The sequence below is a fragment of the Allobosea rubneri genome (genome assembly GCF_032464875.1).
Taxonomy (GTDB): Bacteria; Pseudomonadota; Alphaproteobacteria; order Rhizobiales; family Beijerinckiaceae; genus Allobosea; species Allobosea rubneri.
In genome coordinates this window covers 76,272-91,880 of sequence record NZ_JAWDID010000005.1, presented here as the reverse complement: position 1 = coordinate 91,880, position 15,609 = coordinate 76,272, and the positions used below count along the sequence as shown (strand labels likewise).

14 protein-coding genes are annotated in these 15,609 nt (G+C 67.1%); 12 read left to right on the top strand and 2 right to left on the bottom strand.

Annotation, left to right across the window (positions count from 1 at the left end):
* The first annotated feature begins 41 nt into the window (after positions 1 to 41).
* The 3 genes from dnaE to pncA all read left to right on the top strand — a co-directional run bounded on the left by dnaE (position 42) and on the right by pncA (position 5,099).
* Positions 42 to 3,512, top strand: a complete 3,471-nt coding sequence (dnaE, locus tag RKE40_RS05330) for a DNA polymerase III subunit alpha (RefSeq protein ID WP_316017200.1) — start codon at positions 42 to 44, stop codon at positions 3,510 to 3,512.
* Between the two features lie 241 nt (positions 3,513 to 3,753).
* A complete protein-coding gene (locus tag RKE40_RS05325; protein WP_316017199.1) occupies positions 3,754 to 4,476 on the top strand; it encodes an FkbM family methyltransferase in 723 nt (240 codons plus the stop codon).
* Positions 4,473 to 5,099: a bifunctional nicotinamidase/pyrazinamidase gene (gene pncA, locus RKE40_RS05320; protein WP_316017198.1), complete on the top strand. Its 627-nt coding sequence runs from the start codon at positions 4,473 to 4,475 to the stop codon at positions 5,097 to 5,099. Before RKE40_RS05325 ends, pncA begins: the two co-directional genes overlap by 4 nt.
* A 14-nt stretch (positions 5,100 to 5,113) precedes the next feature.
* On the opposite strand, the gene RKE40_RS05315 is transcribed toward pncA, so the two are convergent.
* Complete coding sequence (locus RKE40_RS05315) at positions 5,114 to 6,280, bottom strand: GGDEF domain-containing protein (protein ID WP_316017197.1); 1,167 nt, start codon at positions 6,278 to 6,280, stop codon at positions 5,114 to 5,116.
* 318 nt (positions 6,281 to 6,598) lie between these two features.
* On the opposite strand from RKE40_RS05315, the gene RKE40_RS05310 reads away from it, so the two are divergent.
* The 4 genes from RKE40_RS05310 to pyrH all read left to right on the top strand — a co-directional run bounded on the left by RKE40_RS05310 (position 6,599) and on the right by pyrH (position 10,151).
* Entirely contained in the window at positions 6,599 to 6,925 is a 327-nt protein-coding gene (locus tag RKE40_RS05310; protein ID WP_316017281.1) for a pore-forming ESAT-6 family protein, read from the top strand.
* A 315-nt stretch (positions 6,926 to 7,240) separates the two neighbouring features.
* Positions 7,241 to 8,245: a 30S ribosomal protein S2 gene (locus tag RKE40_RS05305; RefSeq protein WP_316017196.1), complete on the top strand. Its 1,005-nt coding sequence runs from the start codon at positions 7,241 to 7,243 to the stop codon at positions 8,243 to 8,245.
* A gap of 167 nt (positions 8,246 to 8,412) precedes the next feature.
* A complete protein-coding gene (gene tsf, locus RKE40_RS05300; RefSeq protein ID WP_316017195.1) occupies positions 8,413 to 9,336 on the top strand; it encodes a translation elongation factor Ts in 924 nt (307 codons plus the stop codon).
* Positions 9,337 to 9,443: 107 nt separating this feature from the next.
* Positions 9,444 to 10,151, top strand: coding sequence for a UMP kinase (gene pyrH, locus RKE40_RS05295; RefSeq protein ID WP_316017194.1), 708 nt, complete (start codon positions 9,444 to 9,446; stop codon positions 10,149 to 10,151).
* A gap of 27 nt (positions 10,152 to 10,178) precedes the next feature.
* Here the strand turns inward: pyrH and RKE40_RS05290 are convergent, their stop codons facing one another.
* Positions 10,179 to 10,592: a VOC family protein gene (locus RKE40_RS05290; protein ID WP_316017193.1), complete on the bottom strand. Its 414-nt coding sequence runs from the start codon at positions 10,590 to 10,592 to the stop codon at positions 10,179 to 10,181.
* Between the two features lie 264 nt (positions 10,593 to 10,856).
* Between RKE40_RS05290 and frr the strand changes: the two genes are divergently transcribed.
* The 5 genes from frr to rseP are packed head-to-tail and all read left to right on the top strand — an operon-like array spanning position 10,857 to position 15,427.
* A complete protein-coding gene (frr, locus tag RKE40_RS05285) occupies positions 10,857 to 11,420 on the top strand; it encodes a ribosome recycling factor (RefSeq protein WP_316017192.1) in 564 nt (187 codons plus the stop codon).
* 57 nt (positions 11,421 to 11,477) lie between these two features.
* On the top strand, positions 11,478 to 12,242 hold the full coding sequence (locus RKE40_RS05280; RefSeq protein WP_316017191.1) for an isoprenyl transferase: 765 nt from the start codon (positions 11,478 to 11,480) through the stop codon (positions 12,240 to 12,242).
* 20 nt (positions 12,243 to 12,262) lie between these two features.
* Positions 12,263 to 13,066: a phosphatidate cytidylyltransferase gene (locus RKE40_RS05275; RefSeq protein WP_316017190.1), complete on the top strand. Its 804-nt coding sequence runs from the start codon at positions 12,263 to 12,265 to the stop codon at positions 13,064 to 13,066.
* A 7-nt stretch (positions 13,067 to 13,073) separates the two neighbouring features.
* Positions 13,074 to 14,255 (top strand): 1-deoxy-D-xylulose-5-phosphate reductoisomerase, encoded by a 1,182-nt coding sequence (gene dxr / locus RKE40_RS05270; protein WP_316017189.1) that lies wholly within the window; start codon positions 13,074 to 13,076, stop codon positions 14,253 to 14,255.
* Positions 14,256 to 14,278: 23 nt separating this feature from the next.
* Positions 14,279 to 15,427 carry an RIP metalloprotease RseP gene (rseP, locus tag RKE40_RS05265; protein ID WP_316017188.1) on the top strand — a complete coding sequence of 383 codons (1,149 nt, stop codon included), beginning with the start codon at positions 14,279 to 14,281 and terminating at the stop codon, positions 15,425 to 15,427.
* The last annotated feature ends 182 nt before the right edge of the window (positions 15,428 to 15,609 follow it).

Genomic DNA, 15,609 nt, shown 5'->3' with positions numbered 1-15,609 from the left:
CCCGGCGCGGCGCTGCGCGATAACCCGCCCGAGAGGGCATCATGAGCGACCGGAAGAACGATTCGCAGGTTGAGGACGAGGTCGGATTCGTCCACCTCCACGTCCATTCGAGCTATTCCCTGCTTGAAGGCGCGATCCAGGTCGGCGCGCTTGCCAAGCTCGCGGCCGGCGACGGTCAGCCGGCGATGGCGCTGACCGACACCAACAATCTGTTCGGCGCGCTGGAATTTTCCGAGAAGCTGGCGGGCGTCGGCGTGCAGCCGATCGCCGGCGTGCAGCTCGGCGTCGATTTCGGTGACGACGAGACGGGCGGCCGCAAGCCCGTCCAGCCGGTGATCGGCCATCTCGTCCTGCTCGCCATGAACGAGGCGGGCTACGGCAACCTGATGAAACTGGTGAGCCAGGCCTGCCTCGCCGCCGGCACCGGCCAGCCCGTGGTGACCATCGAGCAGCTTGCCGAAAGCCGGGAGGACCTGATTGCGCTGACGGGCGGGGCTGGCGGTCCCCTCGACCTTGCCCTGCGGGCCGGACAGCCGGCGCAGGCCGGGGCGCGGCTGCTGCGGCTGCAGACGATCTTCGGTGATCGTCTCTATGTCGAGTTGCAACGCCATGAGCGCGATGACGGCCCTTCGGTCGAGGCCGGGTTGCTCAAGCTCGCCTATGACGCCGACCTGCCGATCGTCGCGACCAACGAACCCTATTTCGGAAAGCCGGCGGATTTCGAGGCGCACGACGCCTTGCTGGCGGTCGCGGCCGGGCGGCTGCTGTCCGACAATGAGCGCCGCCGCGTCACGCCGGAGCACTATTTCGCAACGCGGGCCGAGATGAAGCGTCGCTTCGCCGATCTGCCGGAGGCGCTGGCCTCGACCGTCGAGATCGCGCGGCGCTGCTCCTGGCGCGTCGGTACCCGCAAGCCGATCCTGCCGCGCTTCGGCGAGGAGGGGCGCGACGAGGCCGAGGAGCTGGAAAGCCAGGCGCGGGCAGGGCTCGCCGCAAGGCTGGAGAAGCATGGGCCGGCACAGGGCTTCGCCGTCGAGGATTACGACAAGCGGCTCACCTTCGAGCTCTCGATCATCACCCGGATGAAGTTCCCGGGCTACTTCCTCATCGTTTCCGACTTCATCAAATGGGCCAAGGACCACGACATACCGGTCGGGCCCGGCCGCGGCTCGGGCGCCGGCTCTCTCGTCGCCTATGCGCTGACCATCACCGACGTCGACCCGCTGCGCTTCGGCCTGCTGTTCGAGCGCTTCCTCAATCCGGATCGCGTCTCGATGCCGGACTTCGACATCGACTTCTGCCAGTACCGGCGTGAAGAGGTGATCGAGTACGTCAAGCACCGCTATGGCGAGGAGCGCGTCGCCCAGATCATCACCTTCGGCACCTTGCAGGCGCGCGGCGTGCTGCGCGACGTCGGCCGCGTTCTGGAAATGCCCTACGGCCAGGTCGACAAGCTGACCAAGCTGGTGCCGCAGAACCCGGCAAAGCCGATCACGCTGCCGGAAGCGATCGCCGGCGAGCCGAAGCTGCAGGAGGCGGCGGCCGAGGAGCCGGTCGTCGCGCGGCTGCTCGAGATCGCCCAGAAGCTCGAGGGCCTGCACCGGCACGCCTCGACCCACGCCGCCGGCGTCGTCATCGGCGACCGGCCGCTGGAGCAGCTGGTCGCGCTTTCGGTCGATCCGCGCACCGGCATGCGCGTCACCCAGTTCAACATGAAATGGGTCGAGCAGGCCGGGCTGGTGAAGTTCGACTTCCTCGGCCTGAAGACGCTGACGACGCTGACCATCGCGGTGAAGCTGATCGCGCAGCGCGACATCAAGGTCGATCTCGCGCAGTTGCCCTTCGACGACCCGACCACCTACGCCATGCTGGCCCGCGGCGAGACCGTCGGTGTGTTCCAGGTGGAATCGGTCGGCATGCGCAAGGCGCTGGTCGAGATGAAGGCCGACCGGATCGAGGATCTGATCGCGCTGGTGGCGCTCTACCGCCCCGGCCCGATGGACAACATCCCGACCTATTGCCGCCGCAAGCTTGGGCTGGAGGAGCCGACCTATCTCCATCCCGGCATGGAGCCCTACCTCTCAGAGACGCATGGCATCATCGTCTACCAGGAGCAGGTGATGCAGGTGGCGCAGGCGCTCTCGGGCTATTCGCTCGGCGAAGCCGACCTGCTGCGCCGCGCCATGGGCAAGAAGATCAAGGCGGAGATGGACGCCCAGCGCGACCGCTTCGTGAAGGGCGCCATCGAGAACGGCATCAAGAAGGACATCGCTTCCGAGATCTTCGATCTCCTGGCGAAATTCGCAGACTACGGCTTCAACAAGAGCCATGCCGCGGCCTATGCCGTCGTCGCCTTCCAGACCGCCTATCTCAAGGCCAATTTCCCGGTCGAGTTCCTCGCGGCGTCGATGACGCTCGATATCGGCAACACCGACAAGCTCTCGGAATTCCGCCGCGATGCCGAGCGCCTCGGCATCAAGGTCGAGCGGCCCTCGATCAACCGCTCGGGCGTCGATTTCGACGTCGCCGACGGCGCGATCCGCTATGCGCTCGGCGCGATCAAGGGCGTCGGGCGGGCCGCGGTCGAATCGATCGTCGTGGCGCGTTCCAAGGAGGGGCCGTTCCGCGACCTCGCCGATTTCGCCCGCAGGATCGATACGCGGCTGGTCAATCGCCGAACGATCGAGGCGCTGATCTGCGCCGGCACGCTCGACGAGATCGAGCCGGAACGCGCCAAGGCGATGGCGGCCGTCGACGGCATGCTGGCGCTCTCCAACCGCACCCGCGATGCGGCGGAGGGCGGCCAGTCGGAACTCTTCGGCGGCGGCGGGGTGGCGGAAGCCTTCCGCATTCCGCCCTTCGAGCCCTGGGCTCCGGCCGAGCGCCTTCAGCGCGAGCACGACGCCGTCGGCTTCTTCCTCTCCGGCCATCCGCTCGACGATTACGAGCATGTGCTGAAGCGGCTGCGGGTCCAGAGCTATGCCGATTTCGCCCGCACCGTCCGGGCCAGCGGCACTTCGATCGCCAAGGTCGCCGCCTCGGTCATCGATCGATCGGAGCGCCGGACAAAGTCCGGCAACAAGATGGGCATCGTCCAGCTCTCCGATCCCAGTGGCCAGTTCGAGGCGATCCTGTTCTCGGAAGGCCTGCAGCGCTATCGCGAGTTGCTCGAGCCCGGCGCTGCGCTGGTGCTGCGGCTCTCGGCCGTGCTCGACGGCGAGGAGGTGCGTCCGCGGATCGAGGATGTCGAGCGCCTCGACGAACTGGCCTCGCGCCAAAAGCAGGATCTCTGCGTCTTCCTGCGCGACGACAAGGCACTCGCCTCGATCGCCGAGCGGATCAAGCCGCGCGGCGACGGCGCCCGGGCCGTGGGCAAGGTCTCGCTGGTGATGATCCTGGACGACGGCGCCCAGGAGGTCGAGGTCGAGTTGCCCGGGCGTTACCCGATCAACCAGCAGGTCGCGAACGCCGTCCGCGCCGCGCCGGGCGTGGTGAACGTCGAGCTGCGCTGACGGAAGGCATGTCGAAGCAGGGCCTTCCGGCCCCTCTTCCTGAGGAGCAGCCGAAGGCTGCGTCTCGACGGATGTTCCCGGAGTCTCTGGAGCCAGTTCGACCATGCTTCGAGACGCGATCCAATGAAACGCTCCTCGGGACTCAGATGGAGAACGGCCGGAAGCGGTTTCTTGAGCTTGCGCTGTAAGCCGTTGCTGCCTCAGAGTGTTTGCAGAAGACGATGACGTCCGGGGGGACCTGATGAAGCAGTATGTCGCGCGCATTCCGATGAGCCTTGCCGTGCCGGACGCCATGCATTGGGCGATCAAGGACGTGCTCGAGGGTGAGTACGAGGCCGGGTTCGACGGCGTCGGCCTCGACATCCTCGACATCGGCGCAAATGTCGGCTCCTTCGCGCTCTGGGCGACGGCGCGCTGGCCGGGCAGCGTCGTCACCTCCTATGAGCCGCATCCCGGCACCTTTGAGCTGCTCAAGCGCAACACCGATCGGCGCCGCGACATCCGGGCGGTCAATGCGGCGCTGTTCCCCGGCGGCCAGAAGACGGCAAGCTTCGTCAGCCGTTTCGCCGGCGACGGGGAATCGGGGCTGGCGTCCTATGCCGGCGACACCTTCGTCGACGGCGCCATGGTCGAGCGCTACGAGGTCGCGGTGGTCGATCCGGCGAGCCTGCCCTCGGCCGATATCGTCAAGATCGACATCGAGGGCGGCGAGGGCGACGTGCTCGACCACATCGACCTCTCGCAGACCTCGCTCGTCCTGCTGGAATATCAGAACCGCAAGAACCGGCTGCAGCTCGAGGCCCGGCTCGCCGCTGATTTCGAGCTGATCGATACGGTGGAGCATATCTGGGACCCGCTGCTCGAGCAGCGCTGCTACCGCCCCGATCTCGCCGGTGACGTCTATGGTCGCATGTTCGCGGCCCGCAGGGGGATCACCCGGATGACCAGGTCGGCCACGCGATGATCGACGCCGGGACGGCACTGATCGCCGTCGATCTCCAGAACGATTTCTGCAGCGGCGGCAGCCTCGCCGTGCCCGGAGGCGAGGAGGTCGTTCCGCTCGTCAATGCGCTCGGAAGAAACTTCTCCACGGTCGTGCTTACGCAGGACTGGCACCCTGCCGGTCACGCCTCCTTTGCCTCAAGCCACCCGGGGCGCGCGCCCTTCGAGATCGTCGAGATGCCCTATGGCCCGCAGGTGCTCTGGCCGGACCATTGCGTCCAGGGACAGGCCGGTGCCGATTTCCATCCGGCAATCGAACTCAGCATGGCACAGGCCGTCATCCGCAAGGGCTTCCATCGCGGGGTCGACAGCTATTCCGGCTTCGTCGAGGCCGATGGCCGCACGCCGACGGGGCTCGCCGGTTATCTGCGCGAGCGCGGTGTCGGGCGCATCGTCATAGCCGGGCTCGCCACGGATTTCTGCGTCAACTGGACGGCGCAGGATGCGGTCCGCGGCGGCTTCGAGGTGCTCGTCGTCGAGGAGGCCTGCCGGGCGATCGATCTCGACGGTTCGCTTGATCGGGCCTGGGCCGAAATGAACGCGCTCGGCGTCCGGCGCGTGAGCATGGCGGAGTTCGCCGGCTAGACCAGCATTGTGCTTCAGTAGAGCGCGGCGGCCGGGTGCAGCTCGGCCCGGTCGCGGCCGAGGCGCTTCGAGCGATAGAGCGCTTCATCGGCCTGCTGCAGCAGCGCTTCCAGCCGATTGTCGGCGACGCTCCCCTCGGCGACGCCGATGCTGAGCGTCGGCTTCACCCTGGTCTCGCCCCAGGCCGCCAGGGCCCGCCCGAAGGCGGCGCGAATCCGGTTGGCGACGCCGATCGCCTCCGCCGCTGTCAGATGCGGGAGCACGACGACGAACTCGTCGCCGCCCTGCCGCGCCAGGATATCGCTCGCGCGCAGTTCGCTGCGCGCCGCATCGGCGAAGATCAGCAGGATCTTGTCGCCGGCAGCGTGGCCATGGGTGTCGTTGAGCCGCTTGAAATGATCGATATCGATGAGCAGGACGGCGAGCCTGCGCGGGCGCCGCACGGCTTCGGCCGTCAGTTCCTCGATCGAGCGCTCCAATCCGTTGCGGTTCAGCGCTCCCGTCAGCGCATCCTGCTGAGCGAGCGAGACGAGCGCGTTGCGATGGCGCTCGGTGGCGAGCAGCAGCAGGGCGCAACCGCGCAGCAGCAGGAAGGCGGTGCCGGTGACTGCCAGCCAGGGCTGTGCCTCGTTCGGCGTGAAGAGCTCGGGGCCGATCTGGCCGGAGGCGGCGAGGTAGGCGTTGAAGGCGAAGGTCGCGGCGGTCGGCGCGAACAGGCCGATCAGGATCGCGCCCGAGACCAGACGCTCGCGCCGCAACAGGTTGAGCCCCTCGCGGACCACGGCGATGTCGCAGCCGCTCGCCAGCACGGACATCAGCATGACGCGGTTGGTGAAGCCTTCGGGCTCGTTCCAGAGCAGCAGCAGAATGCCAGCGATGGCGATGGCGGCGAGGTAGATCGGCAGGCGGGCCGGACGCCCGGCGAAGGACCTGACGCTGTAGAGCGTGAGCAGATAGCCGGTCCAGCTCACGAGATTGGCGAGCGGTATCGAGATCAGGTCCGGGATCGAGCCGCGCAGGGCGACACCGATCGTACCGATCCCGATCAGCAGGTTGCTCAACCCCCACCACAGCGGCCAGCGCTCGAATCGACCCGTGGCGAACGCGAGCAACTGCACGAGCCCGAGCAGCGTGCAGGTGATCGCGCCTGCCAGATAGATTGTCCTCAGGTCGAGATCCACGCAGCCGCCAAGTCGATTCTGTCGTAGCGAAACGCCTAGCAGCATCCCGTGAATCGTTGGTTCACGGCGCGTCTCCCGCTCGGGAAGCGGCCAGCGCGTTCTGCTGGCGCCGCCGGCGACGATCCTGTCAATCAGTGTTCGCTCATGATCGTCATGCGCTTGTCTTCGGCCTGACGCAACGCTAGCTCGGACACGGCCGGGGGGCGCCACCGCATCGACAGATGCCATGATCGGAAACGGAAGATCCCCATGACATTTTCCCTGAAGTCTCTTTGCGCTGCCGTTGCGGTCTCCATCCTGGGCTTCGGCCCTGGCGCTATGGCTCAGGCTCCTGCCGATCAGATGGCCATCGCCTATCAGGCGGGGCGCAATCAGCTCGGCATTCTCGCCTATTGCGCGGAGAAGGGCCATGCCGGAGCCGACGTCGTCGAGATCCAGCGCAAGATGCTCGGCCTGATTCCCGTGCCCGCCGACAAGAGCGCCGGCGATACGGCCGAGGAAGCCGGCCGCAAGGGGACGATCTCGATGATGGGCGTCACCCAGGACATCGAGACGATAGCGAAGGCGCAGGGCGGCTCGGCGGCGAGCTACTGCAAGCAGATCGGCGATGTCGTGAAGCAGGCCGGCGCGTCGCTGCCGAAATGACGCCGATCAGGGCAGAGGCGCTGTCTGCTCGAGATCGTGACGTATTCTCAGGGGCATGCTCGGCTATTCCAAGGTGTTGATCGAGCATGCGCGGCGGCGTTGATCGCTCGCCTCTGCCGGCGCGGCCCGTATCGGCCGCCCGGCAATGCTGTCTCGCCGCGGGGTTCCGCCTTGCATTTTCGCCGCGCGCCCTGTAAGGCGCAGGCCATTCCACATGGGGAGCATCACCTCGATACCGAGGCGTTCCGGTGACCGGCCAGTCGATGCCCGGCTCATTTCGCTCCCCAGAGGCTCAACCGGAAGGACAAGAATACGATGGCTCTGCCTGATTTCTCCATGCGCCAGCTCCTCGAGGCCGGCGCCCACTTCGGCCACCAGGCCCATCGCTGGAACCCGAAGATGTCGCCGTACATCTACGGGACCCGTAACAATATCCACATTCTCGACCTGTCGCAGTCGGTGCCGATGCTGTCGCGCGCCCTGCAGGCGGTCAGCGACACCGTCGCCCGTGGCGGCCGCGTCCTCTTCGTCGGCACCAAGCGCCAGGCGCAGGATGCCATCGCCGACGCCGCCAAGCGTTCGGCCCAGTACTATGTCAACTCCCGCTGGCTCGGCGGCATGCTGACCAACTGGAAGACCATCTCGGCTTCGATCCAGCGCCTGCGCAAGGTCGACGAGCTGCTGAACGGCGCCAGCACCGGCCTGACCAAGAAGGAGCGCCTGATGCTGGCGCGCGAGCGCGACAAGCTCGAGAAGGCGCTCGGCGGCATCAAGGACATGGGCGGCACGCCCGACATGATCTTCGTGATCGACACCAACAAGGAGCAGCTGGCGATCAAGGAGGCTCAGCGCCTCGGCATCCCGGTCGCCGCCATCGTCGACTCGAACTCGGATCCGGACGGCATCACCTTCCCGGTCCCGGCCAATGACGACGCCGGCCGCGCCATCCAGCTCTATTGCGACCTGATCGCCCGTTCGGCCATCGACGGCATCTCGCGCGCCTCGGGCGATCACGGCATCGACCTCGGCGCCGCCGAGGCCCCGCTCGTCGAGACCGCTCTGGCCGAGCCGGCCGCCGACGCGGCCGCCGCTTTCGAGCTGCTGACCGCCCCGCGCGGCGCCCCGGACGACTTCATGAAGCTCTCGGGCATGGGCCCGGAGATCGTGCAGAAGCTCAATGACGGCGGCATCTTCCACTTCTGGCAGCTCGCTGCCATGAGCCCGGCGGATGTCAGCAAGGTCGATCATGACCTGAAGCTGGCCGGCCGCATCGAGAGCCAGGGCTGGGTTGCCCAGGCCCGCGATCTCGCCGACGCCTGATTCTCCAGGATTGCGGCGCGTCATCGGCGCGTCGCACTTCGATACTGACTAAAGCCGAAGCAGCGCCGACGGCCGGAAACGGAGCGTCGGCGTTTGCCGATCGGTACCACGACCAGGATTGCGGCACGCCATCGGGCGGCGCCGCCAAGAGAGCAAGGACGACGCAAATGGCTGCGATCACCGCCGGCATGGTGAAGGAACTCCGCGACAAGACCGGCGCGGGCATGATGGACTGCAAGGCCGCTCTGTCGGCCACCGACGGCAATATGGAAGCCGCCGTTGACTGGCTGCGTGCCAAGGGCCTGTCAAAGGCCGCCAAGAAGGCCGGCCGCGTCGCCGCCGAGGGCCTCGTCGCCGTCGCCGTGCGCGGCAACAGCGGCGTCGTGGTCGAGGTCAACTCCGAGACCGACTTCGTCGCCCGCAACCTCGAGTTCCAGGCGCTGGCCCGCACCATCGCCGATGTCTCGCTCGAGCGGGGCGGTGATGTCGAGGCGCTGGCCGCCCATCACTATCCGGGCGGCGGCACGGTTGCCGACGCGATCGCCAACGCCATCGCCACGATCGGCGAGAACATGACGCTGCGCCGTGTCGCGCAGGTCTCGGTTTCGGCCGGCGTCATCGGCTCCTATGTCCATGGTGCCGTCACCGACGGTCTCGGCAAGATCGGCGTCATCGTCGGCCTGGAAACGTCCGGCCAGGGCGAGGAACTCGCCACGATCGGCCGCCAGGTCGCCATGCACATCGCCGCCAGCAACCCTGTCGCGCTCGATCTGGCTTCGGTCGATCCGGCCGTGCTGGAGCGCGAGAAGGGCATCCTGGCCGAGAAGAACGCCGGCAAGCCCGAGCATGTCCTCGCCAAGATCGTCGAGAGCGGCATGAAGAGCTACGCCAAGGAGTACTGCCTGCTCGAGCAGACCTACATCCATGACGGCTCCAAGTCGGTCTCGCAGGTGCTGAAGGAGGCCGAGGGCAAGGTCGGCGGTCCGATCAAGATCACCGGCTTCGCGCGCTTCGCGCTCGGCGAGGGCATCGAGAAGGAAGAGCAGGACTTCGCGGCCGAGGTCGCCGCGGCCGGCGGGACCGCTGGCTGAAAAGCCGGTTGATAGAGACCAGAAAGGCCGCGCATCGCGCGGCCTTTTTTGCAAGAAGCTGACATCGCTCCCAATCCGAGAGTGGCGGCACGAAACGGAGAGCCCCGATGAGACCCAAACGCGTGCTTGTGAAGCTCTCGGGCGAAGCCCTGGCGGGAGCGAGCGGAAACGGCCTCGACGGCGCGACGCTGACGGCGCTTGCGGCGGATATCTCAGCTGCGGCGCGCGAGGGTGTCGAGATCGGCATCGTCGTCGGCGGCGGCAATTTCTTCCGTGGCGTCCAGGGGCTGAACAAGGGGCTCGACCGCACCAGCGCCGACTCGATCGGCATGCTCGGCACGGTGATGAACGCGCTCGCGCTCGAACATGCGATCGAGACGGCCGGCGCTCCGGCCCGCGCCATGTCGGCGGTGCCGATGCCTTCGCTCTGCGAGAGCTATGCCCGCAAGCGGGCGCTCGACCATCTCAGCAATGGCAAGGTGGTGATCCTCGGCGGCGGCACTGGCAATCCCTATTTCACCACCGACACCGGCGCCGCGCTCCGCGCCGCCGAGCTCGACTGCAGCCATCTGCTCAAGGCGACGCAGGTCGACGGCGTCTACACCGCCGATCCGAAGAAGGATCCGGATGCGGTGCGCTTCGATCGGCTGACCCATGTCGAGGCGATCACCCGCGACCTCAAGGTGATGGACACCGCGGCCTTCGCCCTGGCGCGCGATGCCGGCCTGACCATCGTCGTCTTCTCGATCGCCGAGCCCGGCATGCTCGCGGCCGTGCTGCGCGGCGAGGGCAGGGCGACCTACGTCACGCCCTGAGCGGCGCTCAGGGCCGAGTGCGCCGGCTCAGTAATTTGGCCACAGGCCAGGCGTCGCCAGTTCGAGCATGTGGCCGTCGGGATCGCGGAAGTAGAGGCTCCTGCCGCCGCGGTCCCAGCTCATCCGGCCCTCGATCGCAATCCCCTGCTGCTGCAGCCTCTCGTCCCAGAGGGCGAGTTCGTCGAGATCGACGGCAAAGCAGATGTGAAGTGGGCCGGAGCCGTCATGCGGCGGTATGCTGCCGCCGGCCGACATTTGCGTCCTGAGCGACTGGCCACGCAGGAACAGCAGCAGCACGCTGGCGCCGCCGACATCGTAGGCGAACAGCGTCCCGGTCTTGAGCATGGGGGGCAGGCCGAGCTTGACCTCGTAGAAGTCGCGGGCGCGCTCGAGGTCGTCGACATAGAGCGCGGTCTCGATGATGCGGTTGAGGCGGGGCACTGGCTTGCTCCTCGGTTGTTCAGAATGGAAGGCCGATGGGCTGGCGCTGCCTTCCAGATCGGCTATGAAGCAAAGGGCGGCATGGTCGCCGCCGCAAGGCTTTCCGGGCAGGTGCAGTACGCGCTACCGGGAAGCCGATATCCAGCTTGCTCCGGCAAAGTGCCACCGAGGCATGAAATCCTTGACCCTGCGCGAGCCGCTCGCCATGGTCGCGCGCATTTCCGGTTCGGTCCTCTGCCGGGTTTCGACAAGGTTTTGAAGACGATGGCCCAAACCACTTTCGATCTCGCCGACCTGAACCGCCGCATGGACGGCGCCGTCCAGTCGTTCAAGAGCGATCTCGCCTCGCTGCGCACCGGCCGCGCCTCGGCCAATGTGCTCGATCCGATCACGGTCGAAGCCTATGGCGCGCGCACGCCCCTGACCCAGCTTGCCACCGTCAGCGTCCCCGAGGCGCGCCTGCTTTCGGTCCAGGTCTGGGATCGCAGCATGGTCCAGGCGGTCGAGAAGGCGATCCGCGAATCCGATCTCGGCCTCAACCCGCAGACGGAAGGCCAGGTGCTGCGCATCCGCATCCCCGAGCTGAACGAGCAGCGCCGCAAGGAGATGGTCAAGGTCGCGCACAAATACGCCGAAGAGGCGAAGATCGCAGTCCGCCATGTCCGCCGCGACGGCATCGACCTGATCAAGAAGCTCGAGAAGGACGGTCACCTGCCCAAGGACGACGTCGCCAAGCAGTCGGACCAGGTCCAGAAGGCGACCGACAAGCACATCGGCGAGATCGATCAGGCGCTGGCGTCGAAGGAAAAGGAAATCCTGCACGTCTGAGCCGCGGCACGGACCTGCAATCATCGACGGACGGGCTCGGCCCGAAGAGGCATAGGAATGTCAGACGGCCCGCGCCCGGTATCGCCCGGCATCCAATCGGCCCCGACCCATGTCGCGATCATCATGGACGGCAACGGCCGCTGGGCGCAGATGCGCGGCCTGCCGCGGCAGGAAGGCCATCGCCGCGGGCTCGAGTCCCTGCGCCGCGCTGTCCGCAATGCCGGCGAGCTCGGCATTCGGGTCCTGACGCTCTATTCCTTCTCGACCGAGAACTGGCGCAGGCCGAAGGCTGAGGTGTCCTTCCTGCTCGGCCTGCTCCGCCGCTTTGTCGAAAACGACCTCGCCGAGTTGCATGAGGCTGGCGTCCGCGTCCGCATCATCGGCAGCCGGGATCTCGCGCCGGATCTGCGCCAGCTGATCGAGCGCGCCGAGAGCATGACCGCCGGCAATCGCGGCCTTACCCTGGTCGTGGCCTTCAATTACGGCTCCCGCGACGAGCTCGTGCGGGTCACCCGTGCGCTGGCTGCCGACGTTGCAGCCGGCCGGCTGAGCCCGGAGGCGATCGACGAGGACATGCTGACCTCCCGGCTCGACACCGGAGACCTACCGGAGCCCGATCTGGTGATCCGGACCTCCGGCGAGACCCGCATCTCCAACTTCCTGCTGTGGCAGGCCGCCTACGCCGAGTTCGTCTTCACGCCCGTCCTCTGGCCCGACTTCGACCGCAAGGCACTCGAGGATGCGGTGGCGGAGTTCCACCGCCGCGAGCGTCGCTTCGGCGGCGTCAACCAGCCGGCAGCTTGCAATGTGGGGGTCGCGTGAATGAGCCTTCCGGCGACGCTGTGAAGGCCGGCGCTTCCGAACTGCGTCTGCGCGTCCTGTCCGCGCTGGTGCTGGCTGCCGTGATTCTGGCGGTTACGCTGCTCGGCGGTCCTGCATTCCGTTTTGTCTGGGTGCTGGTGGCTGGCCTTGTTGCCTATGAATGGCTCGCCATCATCAGTGCGCGCAACGCGATCGCTGGTGGGATCGGTGTCGCCCTCGCCGGATTCGCGCTGGGCTTTGCGCCGGTGAGCGACCCGGCGCTGGCAGGCTCCGCGGCGGTGCTGGCCCTGGCCGGCGCGGTCGTGACCACGCAGGTCGATGATCGCCGCATGCTGGAGGCCTGCGGCGTCGCCTATGCGCTTTGCTTTGCCCTTGTCACGCCGGCGTTGCGCCAGGTGCCGGAGATCGGGCTGTTCCTGATCGTCTGGACCTTCGCCGTGGTCTGGTTCACCGATATCGCCGCCTATTTCACTGGCCGTGCCCTGGGTGGCCCGAAGCTGATGCCGAGCGTCAGTCCAAAGAAGACCTGGTCGGGTGCCCTCGGCGGCGCTGCGGCCGGTACGGCAGGGGGGCTGGCGGTCTGGTACCTGTCGCCGGTGGCGACGGGGCTCGGCCTTGCTATGGTGTTCGCAATCTCGCTCGCGGCCTCGGTCTTCAGCCAGGCCGGGGACCTGTTTGAATCGGCCATCAAGCGCCGCTTCGGCACCAAGGACTCCAGCCGCCTAATCCCCGGCCATGGCGGTTTCCTCGACCGGCTCGACGGCTACTGGGCCGTGCTGGTCTTCGCGGGCATGCTGCTTTATCTCGCCCGTCTGGGGCACTGATCGTACCATGCGCCGTCTTGTCACCATCCTCGGAGCGACCGGCTCCGTCGGCCGTTCCGCCCGCGATGTCATCGCCGAGAATCCGGACCACCTCGCGGTGGCCGCAGTCGTTGCAGGTCGCGACGTGTCGGGCGTGGCGCAGGTGGCGCGCGAAACCGGGGCGCGCTTTGCTGCGATCGCCGACGAGACGCTTGCCGGCGCGCTCCGCGAAGCGCTCGCCGGCAGCGGCATCGCGCACGGTGCCGGGCGCACTGCCGTGCTCGAGGCTGCAAGCCTGGATAGCGACATCGTCGTCAGCGCGATCTCCGGCGCCGCCGGCCTGGAGGCCACTTTCGCCTCGCTCCTACCCGGGCGCGTCGTCGCGCTCGCCAACAAGGAGAGCCTGGTCTGCGCCGGCGAGGCCGTGATGGCTCAGGCGTCCCGGGTCGGGGCGCGCATCCTGCCGCTTGATTCCGAGCATAATGCCCTGTTCCAGGTGCTTGGCACCGAGCCGGTCTCGGCGATCCGCTCGATGACGCTGACCGCGTCGGGCGGCCCGTTCCGGACCTGGAGAGCCGAGCGGATCGCTGCGGCGACGCCGGAGCAGGCGCTCGCCCATCCGAACTATGCGATGGGCGCCAAGATCACGATCGATTCCGCCAGCATGATGAACAAGGGACTCGAACTGATCGAGGCCCGCTTCCTGTTCCAGCTTGGCGCCGATCAGATCGACGTGCTGGTCCACCCGCAGCAGATCGTGCACGGGCTGGTCAATTTCCGCGACGGCTCCGTGAGCGCCGGCATGGCCATCCCCGACATGCGCGTCGCCGCGGCGCATTGTCTCGGTGTCGATGGCAGGCTCGACGCGCCGCAGGACCGGTTCCTCGACCTCGCGAGCTGTGCGCCGCTCGTCTTCGAGCGCCCGGATCTTGCGCGCTTTCCGGCGCTCGGTCTGGCGATGGCGGCGCTCGCGGAGGGCGGGGCTGCCCCGGCAATCCTGAATGCCGCGAACGAGATCGCCGTGGCGGCTTTCCTCGCGCGTCAGATCCCGTTCTGGGCGATCCCGGCCCTGGTCGAAGCCGTCTGCGCGCAGCCGAGCGGGCAGGGGCGTGAGGCGCCGGCGAGCGTCGCCGCGGCGCTGGCGATTGACCAAGATGCGAGAAACCGCACCCGGCTCCTCTTGTCGGAAGGCCGCTTCGCTGTCACCTAGTGGCGGTAAGTCGGGAGAGTTTTATGGATATCCTGGGATCGGTCTGGCACGCGGGAAGCTTCCTGCTGGGCTACCTCGTGCCCTTCCTGTTCGTCCTGACCATCGTCGTGTTCGTCCATGAGCTCGGCCATTTCCTGGTCGGGCGCTGGTGCGGCGTCGACGTCAAGGTCTTCTCCATCGGCTTCGGCCGCGAGCTTTTCGGCTTCAACGACAAGCATGGCACGCGCTGGCGCTTCGCGCTGATCCCGCTCGGGGGCTACGTCAAATTCTCCGGAGATGCCGACGCCTCGAGCACGCCGGACGGCGAAGCCGTGGCGCATATGAGCCGCGAAGAGCGCGAGCGCTCCTTCCCGGCCCAGTCCGTCGCCGAGCGTGCGGCGATCGTCGCTGCTGGGCCGATCGCGAATTTCCTGCTCGCGATCGCGATCTTCGCGGTCACGGCCTACAGCTTCGGCAAGCCGGTGCTGGCGCCGCGCGTCGAGATGGTCACGGCGGGGGGCGCGGCCGAGCGGGCGGGCCTGAAGGCCGGCGACCTGATTCTCAAGGTCGAGGATCGCGAGATCAAGAGCTTCTCCGATCTGCAGCGCCAGATCTCGACCCGTCCGAGCGAGCCTCTGCCGGTGACGTTCGAGCGGGACGGAGCGACCATGGTCCTGACCGTGACGCCGGATCTCGTCGAGACCTCCTCGCCCTTGGGCAAGCAGCGTCTCGGCATCATCGGCGTGCAGGCCTCGTCAAAGCCGAGCGACTGGACCACCCAACATTTCGGCCTGGTCGAATCGTTGAAGCTCGGCGTGAGCGAAACCTGGTTCGTGGTCGAGCGGACCTATGACTACCTCGCCAAGCTCATCAAGGGGAAGGAATCGACGGACCAGCTCTCCGGGCCGATCCGTATCGCGCAGGTCTCCGGAATGGTCGCCTCGAGCGGTGGCCTGCTCGCGCTGATCAATCTCGCCGCGATTCTGTCGGTCTCGATCGGCCTGATGAACCTGTTTCCGGTGCCGATGCTCGATGGCGGGCATCTGATGTTCTATGCCATCGAAGCGGTGCGTGGCCGGCCGCTGAGCGAGCGGGCGCAGGAGATCGGCTTCCGGGTCGGGCTCGGCCTGGTGCTGATGCTGATGCTGTTCGTGACATGGAACGACCTCGTTCATGTCCGCTCGCTGCTCTGACCGCAGTCCGTTAACGGAACCGGCCGAATCCGAGCTTTTCGGGTTGTGATATCCCTGCCACGCTGACGCGCCGGATTATGGCATTTTCTGGCCGCTTCCGGCCGTGAGCCCCGATTCTATCGGGGCCCGCGCGTGACCTGACGGCAACGAACGACGTAAAAACACTTTGTTAACGACAATGC

Excerpts from the sequence above, each read along its gene's own strand:
- dnaE (WP_316017200.1), top strand. The coding sequence starts at position 42 with ATGAGCGACCGGAAGAACGATTCGCAGGTTGAGGACGAGGTCGGATTC.
- RKE40_RS05325 (WP_316017199.1), top strand. The coding sequence starts at position 3,754 with ATGAAGCAGTATGTCGCGCGCATTCCGATGAGCCTTGCCGTGCCGGAC.
- pncA (WP_316017198.1), top strand. The coding sequence starts at position 4,473 with ATGATCGACGCCGGGACGGCACTGATCGCCGTCGATCTCCAGAACGAT.
- RKE40_RS05310 (WP_316017281.1), top strand. The coding sequence starts at position 6,599 with ATGGCTCAGGCTCCTGCCGATCAGATGGCCATCGCCTATCAGGCGGGG.
- RKE40_RS05305 (WP_316017196.1), top strand. The coding sequence starts at position 7,241 with ATGGCTCTGCCTGATTTCTCCATGCGCCAGCTCCTCGAGGCCGGCGCC.
- tsf (WP_316017195.1), top strand. The coding sequence starts at position 8,413 with ATGGCTGCGATCACCGCCGGCATGGTGAAGGAACTCCGCGACAAGACC.
- pyrH (WP_316017194.1), top strand. The coding sequence starts at position 9,444 with ATGAGACCCAAACGCGTGCTTGTGAAGCTCTCGGGCGAAGCCCTGGCG.
- frr (WP_316017192.1), top strand. The coding sequence starts at position 10,857 with ATGGCCCAAACCACTTTCGATCTCGCCGACCTGAACCGCCGCATGGAC.
- RKE40_RS05280 (WP_316017191.1), top strand. The coding sequence starts at position 11,478 with ATGTCAGACGGCCCGCGCCCGGTATCGCCCGGCATCCAATCGGCCCCG.
- dxr (WP_316017189.1), top strand. The coding sequence starts at position 13,074 with ATGCGCCGTCTTGTCACCATCCTCGGAGCGACCGGCTCCGTCGGCCGT.
- rseP (WP_316017188.1), top strand. The coding sequence starts at position 14,279 with ATGGATATCCTGGGATCGGTCTGGCACGCGGGAAGCTTCCTGCTGGGC.